Below are 16126 nucleotides of genomic sequence, written 5' to 3'. Positions count from 1 at the left end.
CGCAGAGGGGGGAGGCAGACCGCGGCACCGTCGAGGGCGATCCGGTGAACGACCTCGCCCTCCCCCGGCCCGCCGAGACCGTCGCATCGCCGGTCGCGGCCGCTCCCCCACGCCGCCGCAGCCTCGCCTACCTCCAGGCCGCCCCGCTCGCCCTCGTCTTCCTGGTCTTCCTGGTGGTGCCGCTGGTGCTCACCGGCATCGTGTCGCTCTGGGAGTACAACGAGTACGAGATCATCCCCGCGGCGACGCTGCAGAACTACGCCGACGTGTTCGACGGTTGCCTGTCGGCCGACCTGTGCACGACCCTGCGCACCTATCTCTCGACGGTGAAGTTCGTCGCCCTGACGCTGGCGATCACCCTGCCGCTGGGCTTCTCCATCGCCTACTTCCTGGCCTTCCATATCCGCTCGGATACGGTGCGGATGGGCCTGTTCCTGCTCTGCACGATCCCGTTCTGGACCTCGAACGTGATCCGCATGATCTCGTGGATCCCGCTGCTCGGCCGCAACGGCCTCGTCAACGACACGCTCCGCGCCCTCGGGCTGATCCGGGAGCCGATCGAGGGGCTGCTCTACTCGGACTTCTCGGTGGTGCTGGCCTTCGTGCACCTCGACACGGTGTTCATGATCGTGCCGATCTTCAACAGCCTGGCGCGGATCGACCGGCGGCTGATCGAGGCGGCGCGCGACTGCGGCGCCTCAAGCGCGCAGATCCTCTGGAACGTGGTGCTGCCCCTCGCCAAGCCCGGCATCGCCATCGGGTCGATCTTCGTGGTGACGCTCGTGATGGGCGACTTCGTCACGGTCGGGGTGATGGGCGGCCAGCAGATCGCCAGCGTCGGCAAGGTGATCCAGGTGCAGATGGCCTACCTGCAATTCCCCGCGGCGGCCGCCAACGCCATGGTGCTGCTGGCCGCCGTGCTGATGATGATCCTGGGGCTCACCCGGATGATCGACTTGCGCCGGGAGCTCTGAGATGGACCGGCCGCGCGGCTTGGTCTTCTACGGGCTCGCCGGGATTTTCGCTCTCTACGTCCTGTTCCTGTACGGGCCGACGCTGACGATCCTGGCGCTCAGCTTCCAGGGCCCGTCCGGCGGCCTGACCTTCCCGATGAACGGGGTCTCGACCCACTGGTTCGCCAAGCTGTGGGCCGGCGTCGGCGTCGTCGACATCTGGGCGGCGCTGCGGCGCTCGCTGCGCCTCGGGCTCGTGGTGATGGCGCTCACCGTGACCCTGGCGTTCTACGCCGGCCTCGCCTTCCGGAAGGGGTTTCGGGGCGCCAGCCTCGTCTTCGCCCTGGCGGTGTCGAGCCTGATCGTGCCCTCCATCGTGGTCTCCCTCGGCATCGGGCTGGAATTCCGGCTGCTCGACGACGCCGTCAAGGCTCTGGCGGCGGCCACCGGCTGGGGATTCCTGCAGGACCACGGCACGTTCATGGGCCTCTATACCTCGGCGCTCGGGGCGCACCTGACCTGGACCCTGCCGTTCGGCCTGCTGATCCTGTTCGCGGTGTTCAACCGGTTCGACCCCGCCTACGAGGAGGCCGCCCGCGACCTCGGGGCCAGCGGCCCGCAGACCCTCCGGCACGTGGTGGTGCCGATCCTCGCCCCGGCGCTGGTCGGGGTCGCCCTGTTCGGCTTCACCCTGTCGTTCGACGAGCTCGCCCGCACCAGCCAGGCGATCGGCGGCCGCAACACCCTGCCGCTGGAATTGCAGGGCCTGACCACCACGGTGACGACGCCGGAGATCTATGCGCTGGGCACGGTGACCACGGCGGTCTCGGCGCTGGTGATCGGCACGGCGCTCGGCCTGACCCTGTGGCTGCAGAGGCGCCGGGCCCGGCGGGCGCTGGCGGGGATGGGGCCGTAGCGAGACAGATGTCCCGACAGTTGGGATCTAAACCGGCACGTCCCGGGCCGACAGGACACGGCCCGCGTAAAGCACCCGCAGGATCGTCACGTCCGTCCCGGTCACAGTGAGCGCATTCAGCACGCGGCGCTCCAGCGATACGGTGCGGAGGCCCGGCAGCAGATCGTCGCGGGGGAGGCTCCGCTCGGGAAAGTCGGCCAGGCTCGTGCAGAGCCTCGATGCGCTCCAGATGGGTTCCGGCCCTTTCGGTGCCGGATTGACCTTCGATGTAGCCGTAGAGGTCGAAGAGATCCGTGCGCGCCAGCGGATGAAAGCGGACGCTATGCGCCACGCTTGGCTGCCCCCGCCCGGGCGGCATGATGGGCCCGGAGATCGGCGAAGACCTGATCGGCCGGGATCGACGGACGCGGATCGTCCAGTGCCTCCTGAAGCCGCTGCCGAAGGATGGCGTCGAGAGCCTCCTCCTCGCGGTCGAGAGCCCGCAGGCCGGCGCGGAGAACCTCGCTCACGGTGGCGTAGGTGCCGGACTGGATCCGCGCATCGACGCGCTCCTGCAGGTCGCCGAGTGTCACGGTGACGGGCTTGCTGGCGCGCATGGATGGCTCCTCGATACCCTCCGGATCACGTATGACAATGTCATACACATCTGACCGTCGTCCAGCCGCGGACCGTCTGGCTGATCCTGCACCACGGCTATCCCGGACAGGTGCTGCGCGGTGGAACCTGATCCGGGATGCGCCGCCCCGACATTGCCAATCCGCCCCCACCCGTGTATGCGCACGGCGCGCCCTCCGACACCCTTGGAGGCAGGGGCGCACCGGGAAGGTCACAGCCGTCCGCGTCGGGCGGCTTTTTCGTTTCCGGATCTCGTCATCATCTGAAGGATCACGCCATGAGCGCAGTCAAGACGCTTGAGGCCGTGGCACGCGACCGGGTCGGCAAGGGGGCCGCCCGGGCCGTTCGTCGCCAGGGCCAAGTTCCCGCCGTCGTGTACGGAGGCGGCCAGCCGCCGCAATCCATCGCCATCGACCTCGTCCGCGCCCGCACCCTGATCTACGCCGGCGGGTTCAAGACCACGCTGTTCGAGATCAAGGCCGGCGGCAAGACCGTCCGGGCGATCCCGCGCGACTTCCAGCTCGACCCGGTCTCCGGCGTCCCGCTGCACGTCGACTTCCTGCGCGTCGTCTCCGGTCAGACCGTGACCGTCGAGGTGCCGGTGCACTTCATCAACGAGGACGCGGCCCCCGGCATCAAGAAGCTCGGCGGCACCCTCAACATCGTCGCCCACACCCTGACGCTCGAGGTCGCCCCGGACCAGATCCCGGACGCGATCGAGGTCGACCTGACCGGCCGCCAGATCGGCGACGTGATCCACGTCTCCGACGTCAAGATCCCGGCCGGCACCCACACCGGCGAGCCCACCGATCCGGTGGCCAACATCGTGCCGCCGACCGTGCTGGGCGCCGAGGTCGAGGCCGAGGAGGCCGCGATCGCAGAGGCTCAGTCGGCCGAGGCCGCCGAGGAGAAGGCCGAAGAGGCCGCTGCCGAGGACGAAGAGAAGAAGGATGGCGAGGAGGCCTGAGCCTCGTCGCATCCCCCACGTCGTCGAGAGCCCCGGCCCCGCCGGGGCTCTCTGCGTTTCGAGGGGCCGATCGCCGAGGGCCGGCGTCACTGAGCGATGGGACAGGCCAGCTCAGGCACCTCGAAAGACCCGGGTCACGGACCTCTCGAAGCCCGGATCCTCGCTACGGATAGAGCCGCGCCCGGCTCCAGCCGTCGCCGGCGCGGGTGAAGCGGACCCGGTCGTGCAGGCGGTAGTCGCCGTTCTGCCAGAATTCGACGCTCACGGGGGCGATGCGGAAGCCGGTCCAGTGCGCCGGCCGGGGGATCGGCCCGTCGCCGTACCGCTCGGAGAGGTCCGCAACGGCCCGCATCAGGGTGGCCCGGTCGGCGAGCGGGCTGGATTGCTGGCTGGCGATGGCGCCGAGGCGGCTCTCCCGGCGGCGGCTCGCGAAGTAGGCGTCCGCCTCCTCCGGCGTCACCGGCGTCACCGGGCCCCGGGCCCGCACTTGGCGGCGCAGGCTCTTCCAGTGCAGCACCAGGGCGGCCTGGGGATTGTCCGCCAGCTCCGCGCCCTTGGCGGACCGGGTGTTGGTGTAGAACACGAAGCCGTCCGCGTCGAAGCCCTTCAGCAGAACCATCCGCACGTCGGGCAGACCGTCCGACCCGGCCGTGGCCAACGCCATGGCATTTGCATCCTCCGGTTCGGCGGCCTCGGCCTCCTTCATCCACGCGGCGAACAGCGCCACGGGATCGTCGCTGAGGGTGAAGTCCAGGGACCTCGGGTCATCGGTCCTTAACTGATCCACGGCAACACTCCTGCCTGCCGCGTCCAGGGCCTGAGGGGGCACCGACATCGGCGTGTTCGGTCGAGCGGATAGCCCGTCGTGAGTCAGGTGTAATGCGGCGATGCGCATGTAAAGAGCCGAGCCGACGGTCGCGCCTCCGCGCGTGCGGACCAGTCCTGGGATTGACCCTGGCACTGTCCGGCTGCGGCCAGCCGCTGCTCGTGTTCCGGAGCGAGGCCGAGGCGCCGGCGCGGGTGGCCGACGAGCCCGTCGTCACCGGCAGCATCGAGAAGCGGCCCGCGAGCTTCGGCAACGACCTCGCCGAAGAGGATTGGCGGCGCGCCCGCGCGGCCCTGTCGGTCGCCCTGGATCCGCAGGGCAACGGCCGGCCGGTGAAGTGGGACAACCCCGAGACCGGCCTGCACGGCAGCGTCAACCCGACCGGCCTGCCCTACGTCGCCGAGGATCTGATCTGCCGCAATTTCCTGGCCTCGGTGATCGGGCCGGGGAACAGCCGCTTCGTCCGCGGCACAGGCTGCAAACCCTCCGGCGGTCCTTGGACGCTCAAGCGCGTCTGGACCGCGAAGGGCCCCGAGCCGTCCTGACGGCATTCCGTGCAGAGCAGCCCGTTCAACGCGCTCCCTCGAGCGCCGGAGGCGGGCCGGACGGTTCCCATCATGGGAGGCGTCGGGGCCCCCGGAGGGCGTGGTCCGGCGGCCGTCCGCGCCGCTCCCTAACCCCGTTTCGGTCGGGCAACGCGCCCTGCCCTCGACCGGACGGCGTCCCGGGCAGCGCCCGGCATCGCCCCCCCGACGCCAGGACAACGAGACCCGTAGGAGACCGGCCGCGGACGTCTCCGCGGCGACCTCCACCATGACGCCCCGACGCGGCGGGGGCTTGCGGGTGCCTCAGTAGGGACGGCCGTAATAGGGCCGCATCCGGAGGCGCGGCTGCGCCTGCGGGGGCACGGCGTAGCGGACCGCCGCCTCCGGGTCGTAGGTGCGGATATACGGGTCGAGGGCCGGGTCGCGGTAATTGCCGTTGTTCACCCCGGCCGACCGGTCGTTGCCACTGAGGGCGGCGTAGGGCGAGAGGCCGCTGCCGCTGTCCCCCCCGCCGCCACCCCCGCCACCGAAGGCGAAGGCCGTGCCCGGCACGGCGACGAGGAGCATCGCCGTCAGGGCCAGCGTCTTGCGCGTCATATCCTGTCTCCGAACCACATCCTGCAGAGCGAACGGCGTGGCCGAACCGGGGGTTCCCGGGCGGACCCCGCAACGGCTGCGCGACACGATATCACGGAGCCGCAACACAAGTTTACTCCGCAGAATGACATCAAGCTTTTTAATCACTTCCGCAGAAATCGCCCTGGTCTTTAGGCTTGTACAGGTGGACAGCCGCCCGGCCTTGCTTGATCGTATCGCCGAGCAACAGGTTTCAGTCCCCGACGGCCGTACCCACGGCTGTCCGGCGGGTACGGGCAGGATCCAGATCGCCGTGAGCGTCCCGACGAACATCGACACGCCGGACGCGGGGCCGTTCGGCTGATGGAGCGAGCGGGCGGCGGCACGGATCGACCTCAGCGGGCATCGCCTCAGGGACCGGTGGATGTGCGGCAAAGACCTGCGCCCGATCAAAGACCTGCGCCCGATCGAAGATCGCCGCGGACGCAGCGTCGACCGGCCCCGAACGGTCTGCTGAGGGCGCTCGTGGCCGAGGTGGATCCCGGCCCGGCGAAGGAGAGTGCGTCGAGACACGGCCCCGGAGCCGGCGGCCGGGCGCCGGCGCGGTCGGGGCTGGGGGCGGGCGAGGCACGCGCCTGTGCGCGGACGATCACGGTGCGGCTCGACCGCCGGGCCCTGCGCGGCTGGCACATCCGCCTCCTCGACCAGATCGGGCAGCGGCCCGACCGCCAGATCCGGATCGCTTGGACCGAGGGGTGCGGCGGCCTGCCGGCGAACGCGGAGCTGCTGTTCCGGCTGGAGGCCGCGATCCACGGACTGCCCCGCCCGGGCCTCGCCACCGCGGCCGAGCCGGTCGCCCTCGCACCCTATGAGACCGGTCCGGACGGGGGCGACGCCGACCTCGTCCTCGACCTCGCGGGAGAGCCCGGGGAACCGACCGCCACGCCGACGTGGCGGCTCGATTTCGACGGGATTCCCGGCGAGGCGGGCCTGCTGGCGGCCCTGTTCGCCGGACGGGCGCCGGTGGCGGCCCTGCGCGGCCCGGACAGCGCCCCGGTCGCGGTCGGGCGCCTCGGCGCGGAGTCGCACACGGTGATGCTCGCCGCCTTCGAGGATTACCTCGCGCGGACGATCACGCTGATCGCCGCCGCCCTCGACGGGGCCGCGTCTCCGACGCTGCCGGACGGCAGCCAGGCGCCCCTGCAGCCGGGACGGCCCTTCGACCTCGGCAGCCTGGGGGCCGGGCGCCGCGCCACCGGGGGGCTCGCCCGGCTGATCGCCCGCAGGCTCTACGCCCTCTGCTTCCACCGGCCGCAATGGCGGGTCGGCTGGCGGCGGATCGACGGCCCCGACCTGATCGACCTGCGCCGTCACCCGGAGGGCGGCTGGATCGACCTGCCCGACGACGGGCACCGCTTCTACGCCGACCCGTTCGCCATCGCCCGGGCCGGGGCCGTGACGCTCTTCGTCGAGGAGTTCGACTACCGGCGCGGCAAGGGGGTGATCTCGGCGGTGGGCTTCGATGCCGACGGGCCGCGGGGGCGCCCGGAGCCGGTCCTGGAACTCGAGACCCACCTGTCCTACCCCTTCGTGTTCGAGGCGGACGGGGAGGTCTGGATGATCCCGGAATCCCACGTCTCGGGGACGATCGACCTCTACCGGGCCACCGCTTTCCCGCGGGGCTGGGTCCACGAGGCGGTGCTGGTGGACGGGGTCGTGGCCGGCGACGCGACGCTGCTGCATCACGACGGCCGCTGGTGGCTGTTCGCGACGGTCCGGGCGGGCGGGGGCAGCTATTCCGACACGCTGCATCTCTGGCACGCCCCGCATTTCCGCGGCCCCTGGACGCCCCACCGGCTGAACCCGGTGCTCATCGACGTCGGCTCGGCTAGGGCCGCCGGGCCGATCGTGGCGCGGGACGGCGCCCTGATCCGGCCGGTCCAGGATTGCCGCCAGGGCTACGGCGCGGCGCTGGGCCTCGCCCGGATCGTGCGCCTCGACGAGGACGGCTACACCCAGCGGGTCGAGACGCGCCTGGGGCCGGGCGCCGCCTGGCCGGGCTCGCGCCTGCACATGCTCAGCGCGGCCGGCGGATTCGAATTCATCGACGGCTCGCGCCGGGCGCGGATGCGGCGGCCGGGGTGAGGATGCCGAACCCTCCCGCGCGAGGTGTCGTGCGGCGTGCGAACGTGATCGTTCAAGCTTCACGAGGCGGCTTCTTTCCCGGGCAGGTGGAGCACCAGCGGGACCCGATCGGGGATCCGGCACGGGAACGAGCCGCGCCGGCGGCACCGTTTCGTCCGGATGGACGCTTCGCGAAGTCCCGTGCTGGATCACGGGTCGCAGTCCGCTCACGCTCCCTGCGCCCGGGAAAGGCGACCGCCCCGAAGAGTCAGCGCGGCGCCTTCCGAATTGCCGAATAGCTTGCCCGGGCCGGCTCCTAGCGTTCCTGTTCTTCGCCAACGCAACATAGGGCCGGAACGGCTGCGGGACGTCCAAAGCCGTAGGTCAGCCGGGTTGCTCCGCTCCATCCGCGAGAGGGCAGGCGCACGCCGGAGTTGAGCAAAGCCCGCACGCTCACGCGGCCCGCTTGTGCCGAACGGCACCCGCGCACGGCTCGCATCCCGGCCCCGCCCGCGGTAAGCGGGTGCTTCGCGCGCGAACCTGAGAAGAACCGCCGGGACGATCTTCATGGCGAGCCCCGTCGAACATGCGAGCTTCCTGCCGCCGGTCCTGACCTTCCTGTCGGCCGCGGTGATCGGCGTCCCGGTGTTCCGCCTGATCGGCCAGAGCGCCGTGCTCGGCTACCTGGTGGCCGGGGTGCTGATCGGGCCGTCCGGCCTGTCGCTGATCGCCGAGCCCGACACCGCAGCCAGCGTCGCCGAGATCGGCGTGGTGCTGCTGCTGTTCATCGTCGGCCTGGAGCTGCACCTGTCGCAGCTCGTCTCGATGCGCCGCGACATCTTCGGCCTCGGGACGGCGCAGCTCGTGGTCTGCGCGCTCGTGCTCGGCGGCGTCGGCGTGCTGGCGGGCCTCAAGCCGGGGGCGGCCGCGGTGATCGGCCTCGCCCTCGCGCTCTCGGCCACCGCGGTGGCGCTGCAGCTCCTGGAGGAGCGCGGCGACCTCGGCAGCGCATACGGGGGCCGGGCCTTCGCGGTGCTGCTGTTCCAGGACCTCTCGGTGGTGGGCATCCTGGCCCTGATGCCGCTGCTGGCCTCGGCGGGCGGCGCGACCGACGCCTCCTGGCTCGGCGACGCGGCGCTCTCCACCGGCAAGGCGCTGGCGGCGATCCTCGCGGTGGTGCTGGTCGGCCGCTACGGCCTGAACCCGTTCTTCCGGCTGCTCGCGGCGAGCAACGCCCGCGAGGTGATGACGGCGGCGGCGCTGCTGGTGGTGCTCGGTACGGCGCTGCTGATGGAGCAGGTCGGCCTGTCGATGGCGATGGGCGCGTTCCTCGCCGGCATCCTGCTCGCCGAGTCGAACTTCCGCCACCAGCTGGAAGCCGACATCGAGCCGTTCCGCGGCATGCTGCTCGGCCTGTTCTTCATGAGCGTCGGCATGTCGATCGACGGCGGCCTGGTGCGGGAGGTCTGGCCGGCCCTGTTCGGCGCGACCTTGGGGGCGATCCTCGTGAAGGTCGCGCTGGTCGCCGGCCTGTTCCGGCTGTTCGGGTCGGACACGCTGGGCGCCCTGCGGGGTGCGGCCGTCCTGGCGCCCGCGGGCGAGTTCGCCTTCGTGCTGCTGCCGCAGGCCGAGGATCTCGGCCTCACCGGCGCCACCGCGACGCGCTTCGCCGTGGCCCTGGCCGCGCTCACCATGCTGATCGGGCCGATCGCCGCCAAGGGCCTCGACAAGCTCATTGAGCGGCGCAACGCCCAGACCACGCACGACCTGGAGGCCCCGTCGACGGAGCTCGCCGAGAGCGGCGAGGCCCAGGTCCTGGTCATCGGCTTCGGGCGGTTCGGGCAGCTGCTGACGCAGGTGCTGCTCGCCGAGGGCATCACGGCCACGGTCATCGACAAGGACGTGGAACAGCTGCGCGCGGCCTCGCGCTTCGGCTTCCGCATCTACTACGGCGACGGCACGCGGCTCGACGTCTTGCGCGCCGCGGGGATCGGCCGGGTCGAGCTGGTCTGCGTCTGCGTCGACGACCGGGAGGGGGCCCTGAAGATCGTCGACATCGTGCACGAGGAATTTTCCAGCGTGCGCACCTTCGTGCGCGCCTACGACCGCCTGCACGCGGTCGAGTTGATGAACCGCGACGTGGATTACCAGATCCGCGAGACCGCCGAATCCGCCCTGACCTTCGGGCGGGCGGCGCTGGAGGGGCTCGGCCTGTCGCCGGAGGCCGCGGCCGCGCGGACCGACGACGTGCGCAAGCGCGATATCGCCCGCCTCGTCCTGCAGCAGGCCGGCGCCCTGCCGGACGGCGCCAGCTGGATGCGCGGGGCGGCGGCGGGGCTGAAGCCCGAGCCGCTCACCGCCCCCATCCGGCCCGCCCGGGCGCTCAGCACAGAGACCCGCGACCTCGTGGGCGGCGACCGGCGCGAGGCGGCCGAGCGCGTCCTGGAGCGGCCCGCCCTCGCCCCGCAGGACGTCGACGCCGGCGAGGCCGAGGGCGACCCGGACTCCGAGCTGGAGGCGGAAGGCGGCGTCCGGAATGCGTGACCGACCGGATGTCTGACGGCCCGCCCCCGGCGGAGACCGGCCGCTTCGTCTCGGGCTCGATCCTCCGGCACGTCGTGGTGATGGCCGCCACCGGCTCCGTGGGGCTGATGGCGATCTTCGTCGTCGACCTGCTGTCGCTGTTCTACGTCTCGAAGCTCGGCGACCCGAACCTCACCGCCGCCGTCGGCTTCGCCGCGATCGTGCAGTTCTTCGCCACCGCGGTGAATATCGGCCTGATGATCGCCGCGGGCGCCCTGGTCGGAAAGGCCGTGGGCGCCAGCGACCCCGCGGCGGCCCGGCGGCTGGCCACCTCGGCGCTGGTGCTCGGCAGCCTCGTGGCCGTCGTGATCGCGGTGCTGATCGCCCTCCTCGCCGACCCGCTCCTGACGCTGATCGGCGCCCGCGGGGACGCGTTGCGGGTGGCGGCGCTGTTCCTGCACATCACCCTGCCGTCGAACCTCCTGCTCGCCGCCGGCATGCTGTTCACCGGCCTGCTCCGGGCCGTCGGCGAGGCGCGGCAGGCGATGCTGGTCACCGTGGCCGGGGCCCTGGTCACGGCCGTCCTCGATCCGCTTCTGATCTTCGGGGCGGGCCTGGGCGTCGAGGGCGCGGCGATCACGGTCTGCCTGGCCCGCGCCACCTTCGTGGCGGTGGGGGTGCGCGGCGTCGCCCGCCACGGGCTCCTCGGCCGGCCGCGCCTCGCCGACCTGCCGGCCGACGCGGCCGCCCTGTCGGAGGTGGCGGGACCGGCCGTGCTCACCAACCTCGCGCCCTCGGTGGCGAGCGCCTTCCTGGCGCGTCTATTTGCCGGCTACGGGGCCGATGCGGTCGCGGCCGCCGCGGTGATCGACCGCCTGACGCCGGTGGCGTTCGGCGGCCTGTTCGCCCTGTCGGGGGCGATCGGCCCGATCCTGGCGCAGAACTGGGGCGCGGGCCGGTTCGACCGGATGCGCGGCGTGCTGCGCGAGGCGGTGCGGGTGACCCTCGCCTACGTGGCGCTGGTCTGGCTCGTCCTGGCGCTCGCCCGGGCCCCGCTCGCGTCCCTGTTCGGCCTGCACGGGGTGGCGGCCGAGCTGTTCGGCTTCTTCTGCCTCGTCGGCGGGGCGATCTGGTTCTTCAACGGGCTGCTGTTCCTGGGCAATGCCGCCTTCAACAACCTCGGCTTCCCGGTGCGCTCGACGCTGCTGAACTGGGGACGGGCGACGCTGGGCACGATCCCGCCCGCGATGCTCGGCGCGACGCTCTACGGACCCCGGGGCGTGGTGGCCGGCATGGGGCTCGGGTCGCTGGCCTTCGGGACGCTCGGCTTCCTGCTCGCCCGCCGCACCGTCGACCGGCTCGAAGGCGTCGGTCCGCCCGCCGCCGAGCCGGACGGCGCCCCGGAGGCGCCGCACCGGTCGGCACCGCTTCCGGCCGGCCACGCGCACCCCGGGCCGGTAAGCTGAGGCGGCGGGCGCGCCCGGCGCCTGAGAGGACGATCTGTTCATCGCGGCCGCGGCCGGTCGTCGAACACAAGTTCCGCCGGTATGAACTGGTATTTCGCCGCGCAACGGGTCACGATGCCCGCCCGGGCCGGTCCGGCCGGGGCAGGATCGAGGCGTCATGTTCAATCCGCTCGAGATGTTCCAGGCCCAGGGCGAGGCCGGGCTCCAGACCATGGCCCAGCAATTCGGCCTGACGACGGAGCAGACGGCCCGCGCCTTCGAGGCGCTGATGCCGGCCCTGACCTTCGGTCTCCAGCGCAGCGTCGGCATGGACCTGGGCAGCTTCGATCCGGGCAGCTTCGCGCGGATGTTCGGCCTGGAGGCCGCCCGGCCGGGGGCACCGCAGGGTCTCGATGCGCTCATCCAGATGTTCGGCTCGGCCCAGCTGATGCAGGGGGTGCTGCGGCAGGCCTCGGCGACGAGCGGCGTCGGCGCGCAGGTCCTGCGCCAGATGCTGCCGATGATGGCCGGTGCCGTGGTGGCGAGCATCGTCCACGTGATGCTGAACCAGCCGCAGGGCGAGCCCGCTCAGGCGCGGTCGAGCGCGCCGACCGTGCCGTTCCCGTTCGGGCCGGCCTGGGCCGAGATGGCCAAGGCCTTCATGCCCGCAGCCGGCGGGCCTCCGGCCCCGGCGCCGAAGGCCGCCCAGAAGCCCGCTCCCCGGCCGCCGGACGCCAAGGCGGGCGAGGCCGGCTCCGACATGCTCCAGCAGATGCTGCGCACCGGGGCCGAGGTCCAGGGCAACAACATCCGGGCGATGCAGGACCTGTTCGAGACCTTCTGGCCCTCCGCCGGCGCGCAGGCCCCGGCCACCCCGCCGGGCGGCAGCGCCCGGGCCCCGGCCCCGTCGGCTCCCGATCCCGCGATCCCCGACCCGGCGGTCGCCAAGGGTCGGCGCGGGCGCCCCTCCGGCGGGACGGGGTGACGCGGGGGCGGGCGCCGGAGGTCGGTTGACTCGGCGGGTCCGCGCCGCATCTCTCGGTGGCGAGGAGAGGCGTGCCATGACCGACCACCTGACCGCCTGGACGGACCGCGCCGAGAGCGTCGCGGCGAACGGCGTCGCCAAGCGAGCGATCCCGGGCGCCGGCGCGAGCCTCGCGCGCGTGGTGGTGCCGGCGGGCACCGCGGCGGCGCGCCACAGCCACGATCACGAGCAGTTCGTGCAGGTCCTGTCGGGCTCAGGGTTCCTGGAAACCGAGCAGGGCCGCAAGCCGTTCTCCGCCGGGAGCGTGTTCCATTTCCCCGCCGGGACGTGGCATGCCGCCGCGTTCGAGACCGAGACGGTGCTGATCGAGACGAATCTGGGTGGATAGACCGGGCATGTGCTTCCTGGGCACCCGTGACGGACGATAGCGCCGCGACGGCTTGAGGCTCTTACCTGCGGCAAATTATTCTTGGCGCGCGTCCAAAATGCCTGTGCTTGGCCAGAACGCCCCGCGCGTGTAGGAATTCCCGTTCCAACGCCCGCCCGTGCACGCCGACGAAAGGCCGGGCATCGCCCCTACCAGAACAGAGGCAGACCATGAGCGCCGGTACCGCCGCCGATAAGCACTTCTCCAACAGCTTCTTCGCCGCCCCCCTGACGGATGTCGATCCCGAGATCGCCGACGCGGTGGCCAAGGAACTCGGCCGTCAGCAGCACGAGATCGAGCTGATCGCCTCGGAGAACATCGTCTCCCGCGCCGTACTGGAAGCCCAGGGCTCGGTGCTGACCAACAAGTACGCGGAAGGGTATCCGGGCCGGCGCTACTACGGCGGCTGCCAGTTCGTGGACATCGCCGAGGATCTCGCCATCGAGCGCGCCAAGCGCCTGTTCGATTGCGGCTTCGCCAACGTGCAGCCGAATTCCGGCTCCCAGGCCAACCAGGGCGTGTTCCTGGCGCTGATGCAGCCCGGCGACACCTTCCTGGGCCTCGACCTCGCCGCCGGCGGCCACCTCACCCACGGCGCCCCGCCGAACGTCTCGGGCAAGTGGTTCAAGCCGGTCTCCTACACGGTGCGCCGCGAGGACCAGCGCATCGACATGGACCAGGTCGCCGCCCTCGCGCAGGAGCACAAGCCGAAGGTGATCATCGCCGGCGGCTCGGGCTACCCGCGTCACTGGGACTTCGCCAAGTTCCGCGAGATCGCCGATTCGGTCGGCGCCTACTTCATGGTCGACATGGCCCACTTCGCGGGGCTCGTGGCGGCCGGCGTCCATCCCTCGCCGTTCCCGCACGCCCACGTCGCCACCACGACGACCCACAAGACGCTCCGCGGCCCGCGCGGCGGCATGATCCTGACGAACGACGAGGCGCTGGCCAAGAAGTTCAACTCGGCGATCTTCCCCGGCCTCCAGGGCGGCCCGCTGATGCACGTCATCGCCGGCAAGGCCGTGGCCTTCGGCGAGGCGCTCAAGCCCGAGTTCAAGATCTACGCCCGGCAGGTGGTGGAGAACGCCAAGGCGCTCGCCGATACGCTGATGTCGGGGGGCTACGACATCACCTCGGGGGGCACCGACAACCACCTGATGCTGGTCGACCTGCAGCGGAAGGGCCTGACCGGCAAGGCGGCGGAAGCCGCGCTGTCGCGGGCGCACATCACCTGCAACAAGAACGGCGTGCCCTTCGACACCCAGAAGCCGACCATCACCTCGGGCATCCGGCTCGGCACCCCGGCCGGCACCTCGCGGGGCTTCGGCGTCGCCGAGTTCAAGCAGATCGGCGGCTTCATCGTCGAGGTGCTGGACGGCCTGGCCGCCAAGGGCGAGGCGGGCGACAGCGCGGTCGAGGCCAGCGTCAAGACCCGCGTGCACGCGCTCACCGACCGGTTCCCGATCTACGGCTGAGGCGTGCGCGGGGCCGGCCTTCCCGACCCCGGCGGCGTGGAATAGACAACGGCCGCGGATCCGACGGGTCCGCGGCCGTCTTTATGTGTCGAGTGCAGTCCCATGCGGTGTCCCTATTGCGGCGGCTCCGAGACCCAGGTGAAGGACTCGCGGCCCTCCGAGGACGGCGCCGCGATCCGGCGCCGCCGGGTCTGCCCGGATTGCGCCGGCCGCTTCACCACCTTCGAGCGGGTGCAGCTGCGCGAGGTCGTGGTGCTCAAGCGCTCGGGCAAGCGCGTGCCCTTCGACCGGGACAAGCTCCAGCGCTCCATCGACGTGGCGCTCCGCAAGCGCGCCGTCGAGCCGGAGCGGATCGAGCGGCTGGTCAGCGGCATCACCCGCCAGCTCGAGAGCGCGGGCGAGCCCGAGGTGACCTCCGAGGCGATCGGCGAGCTGGTGATGGCCGGGCTGAAGGGGCTGGACGACGTCGCCTACGTGCGCTTCGCCTCGGTCTACAAGAACTTTCGCGAAGCCAAGGATTTCGAGGACCTGCTCGGCACGCTGGGCGACGGCATCCTGCCGCCGGCGGCCGCGCCGGGCCCGGACGCCGCGGCGGAGCCGGAGGCCGGGGCGCCGGGCCGCCGCCGCGCCGGACGCCCATGAGCGACGATGCCGCCTTCATGCGCCTGGCCCTGGCGCTGGGCCGGCGCGGCCTCGGCCGCACGTGGCCGAACCCGTCGGTGGGCGCCGTCGTGGTCGAGCCGGGGACGGGGCGGATCCTCGGGACCGGGGCGACCGCGCCGGGCGGGCGCCCGCACGGGGAACCCCTGGCGCTCGCGGCCGCGGGATCGTCCGCCCGCGGCGCGACCCTCTACGTCACCCTGGAGCCCTGTTCCCATCACGGCCGCACGCCGCCCTGCACGGACGCGATCCTGGCCGCCGGGATCGCCCGGGTGGTGAGCGCCCTGGAGGATCCGGATCCGCGGGTGGCGGGGCGCGGCCACGCGCTCCTGCGGCAGGGGGGCGTCACCGTCGAGACCGGGCTGTTGCGGGACGCGGCGGCCCGCGACCATGTCGGCCACGTCACCCGCGTGACCCGCGGCCGCCCGGCCCTGCACCTCAAGCTCGCCCGCACCCGCGACGGCTTCTGCGCCGCCGCCGGATCGGAGCGCCTGCGGATCACCGGCCCGGTGGCGGACGGGGCCGTGCATCTGTGGCGGGCGCATGCCGACGCGATCCTGATCGGCATCGGCACCGCCCGGGCCGACGACCCGTCGCTGACCGTGCGGCTGCCGGGGCTGGCCGGGCGCTCGCCCCTGCGGATCGTCCTCGACACGCACCTGCGCCTCTCGCCGGCCAGCGTCCTGGCCCGCACCGCCCGGGATGTCCCGACCCTGGTCCTCACCACCCGCGCCGCCCCGGCCCATGCCCGCCGGGCCCTGGAGGCGCTGGGGGTCGAGATCGCGACCGTCGCGGCGGCGGCAGCGGGCGGGATCGACCTGCCGGCCGCCCTGGCCGACCTGGGCGCGCGCGGTCTGACGCGCCTGTGCAGCGAGGGGGGCCCCCGCCTTGCGGAGGCGCTCGCGCAGGCCGATCTGATCGAGGCCTGCACGCTGGTCACCGGCCCGGCGGAGCTGGGCGCGCGCGGCGGTCTGCCGGCGCTCGGCCCGGCCCTCGCCGGCTTTCTGGCGGGCGACCGGTTCCGCGAGACCGAGCACCTGTCGCTCGGACCCGACACCGCCGTGACCTACGAACGGAACAGGACGTAAG

The 16126-nt window shown here is 72.3% G+C and carries 15 protein-coding genes; 12 read left to right on the top strand and 3 right to left on the bottom strand.

All coding sequences use genetic code 11. The features are described from left to right. Nucleotides 1-44 precede the first annotated feature (44 nt). Both MKL01_RS34115 and MKL01_RS34110 read left to right on the top strand, forming a co-directional pair. Nucleotides 45-974: an ABC transporter permease gene (locus MKL01_RS34115; RefSeq protein WP_243909605.1), complete on the top strand. Its 930-nt coding sequence runs from the start codon at nucleotides 45-47 to the stop codon at nucleotides 972-974. 1 nt (nucleotide 975) lies between these two features. Then, nucleotides 976-1869 carry an ABC transporter permease gene (locus MKL01_RS34110; protein ID WP_243909599.1) on the top strand — a complete coding sequence of 298 codons (894 nt, stop codon included), beginning with the start codon at nucleotides 976-978 and terminating at the stop codon, nucleotides 1867-1869. A gap of 320 nt (nucleotides 1870-2189) precedes the next feature. Here MKL01_RS34110 and MKL01_RS34105 read toward each other — a convergent pair whose 3' ends face one another. Continuing rightward, nucleotides 2190-2465 carry a type II toxin-antitoxin system ParD family antitoxin gene (locus MKL01_RS34105; RefSeq protein ID WP_243909598.1) on the bottom strand — a complete coding sequence of 92 codons (276 nt, stop codon included), beginning with the start codon at nucleotides 2463-2465 and terminating at the stop codon, nucleotides 2190-2192. A 296-nt stretch (nucleotides 2466-2761) separates the two neighbouring features. Between MKL01_RS34105 and MKL01_RS34100 the strand changes: the two genes are divergently transcribed. Continuing rightward, nucleotides 2762-3451, top strand: a complete 690-nt coding sequence (locus MKL01_RS34100; RefSeq protein WP_243909597.1) for a 50S ribosomal protein L25/general stress protein Ctc — start codon at nucleotides 2762-2764, stop codon at nucleotides 3449-3451. Between the two features lie 163 nt (nucleotides 3452-3614). Here the strand turns inward: MKL01_RS34100 and pdxH are convergent, their stop codons facing one another. Continuing rightward, the gene (gene pdxH / locus MKL01_RS34095) at nucleotides 3615-4238 is read right to left on the bottom strand and encodes a pyridoxamine 5'-phosphate oxidase (protein WP_313901507.1); all 624 of its coding nucleotides are present in this window, start codon (nucleotides 4236-4238) and stop codon (nucleotides 3615-3617) included. A gap of 92 nt (nucleotides 4239-4330) precedes the next feature. On the opposite strand from pdxH, the gene MKL01_RS34090 reads away from it, so the two are divergent. Continuing rightward, nucleotides 4331-4822 (top strand): RT0821/Lpp0805 family surface protein, encoded by a 492-nt coding sequence (locus tag MKL01_RS34090; RefSeq protein WP_243909596.1) that lies wholly within the window; start codon nucleotides 4331-4333, stop codon nucleotides 4820-4822. Nucleotides 4823-5125: 303 nt separating this feature from the next. Here MKL01_RS34090 and MKL01_RS34085 read toward each other — a convergent pair whose 3' ends face one another. After that, on the bottom strand, nucleotides 5126-5419 hold the full coding sequence (locus MKL01_RS34085) for a hypothetical protein (RefSeq protein ID WP_243909595.1): 294 nt from the start codon (nucleotides 5417-5419) through the stop codon (nucleotides 5126-5128). Between the two features lie 504 nt (nucleotides 5420-5923). Between MKL01_RS34085 and MKL01_RS34080 the strand changes: the two genes are divergently transcribed. The 8 genes from MKL01_RS34080 to ribD all read left to right on the top strand — a co-directional run bounded on the left by MKL01_RS34080 (nucleotide 5924) and on the right by ribD (nucleotide 16125). Continuing rightward, nucleotides 5924-7543, top strand: a complete 1620-nt coding sequence (locus MKL01_RS34080) for a formyl transferase (protein ID WP_409566401.1) — start codon at nucleotides 5924-5926, stop codon at nucleotides 7541-7543. Between the two features lie 546 nt (nucleotides 7544-8089). Beyond that, nucleotides 8090-10066, top strand: a complete 1977-nt coding sequence (locus tag MKL01_RS34075) for a monovalent cation:proton antiporter-2 (CPA2) family protein (RefSeq protein ID WP_243909594.1) — start codon at nucleotides 8090-8092, stop codon at nucleotides 10064-10066. Nucleotides 10067-10074: 8 nt separating this feature from the next. Further along, on the top strand, nucleotides 10075-11511 hold the full coding sequence (locus MKL01_RS34070) for an MATE family efflux transporter (RefSeq protein WP_243909593.1): 1437 nt from the start codon (nucleotides 10075-10077) through the stop codon (nucleotides 11509-11511). 157 nt (nucleotides 11512-11668) lie between these two features. Next, nucleotides 11669-12475, top strand: a complete 807-nt coding sequence (locus MKL01_RS35900) for a DUF937 domain-containing protein (RefSeq protein ID WP_279605068.1) — start codon at nucleotides 11669-11671, stop codon at nucleotides 12473-12475. A gap of 76 nt (nucleotides 12476-12551) precedes the next feature. Beyond that, on the top strand, nucleotides 12552-12863 hold the full coding sequence (locus MKL01_RS34060) for a cupin domain-containing protein (RefSeq protein WP_243909592.1): 312 nt from the start codon (nucleotides 12552-12554) through the stop codon (nucleotides 12861-12863). 209 nt (nucleotides 12864-13072) lie between these two features. Next, the gene (glyA, locus tag MKL01_RS34055; RefSeq protein ID WP_243909591.1) at nucleotides 13073-14377 is read left to right on the top strand and encodes a serine hydroxymethyltransferase; all 1305 of its coding nucleotides are present in this window, start codon (nucleotides 13073-13075) and stop codon (nucleotides 14375-14377) included. A 102-nt stretch (nucleotides 14378-14479) separates the two neighbouring features. Then, on the top strand, nucleotides 14480-15019 hold the full coding sequence (nrdR, locus tag MKL01_RS34050) for a transcriptional regulator NrdR (RefSeq protein WP_243909590.1): 540 nt from the start codon (nucleotides 14480-14482) through the stop codon (nucleotides 15017-15019). Then, entirely contained in the window at nucleotides 15016-16125 is a 1110-nt protein-coding gene (ribD, locus tag MKL01_RS34045; protein WP_243909589.1) for a bifunctional diaminohydroxyphosphoribosylaminopyrimidine deaminase/5-amino-6-(5-phosphoribosylamino)uracil reductase RibD, read from the top strand. Before nrdR ends, ribD begins: the two co-directional genes overlap by 4 nt. The last annotated feature ends 1 nt before the right edge of the window (nucleotide 16126 follow it).

Origin of the sequence: Methylobacterium sp. J-070, assembly GCF_022829385.1 — a bacterium.
Taxonomy (GTDB): Bacteria; Pseudomonadota; Alphaproteobacteria; order Rhizobiales; family Beijerinckiaceae; genus Methylobacterium.
Note: the sequence above shows the minus strand (reverse complement) of the source record. Positions and strands in the feature narration are given on the sequence as shown.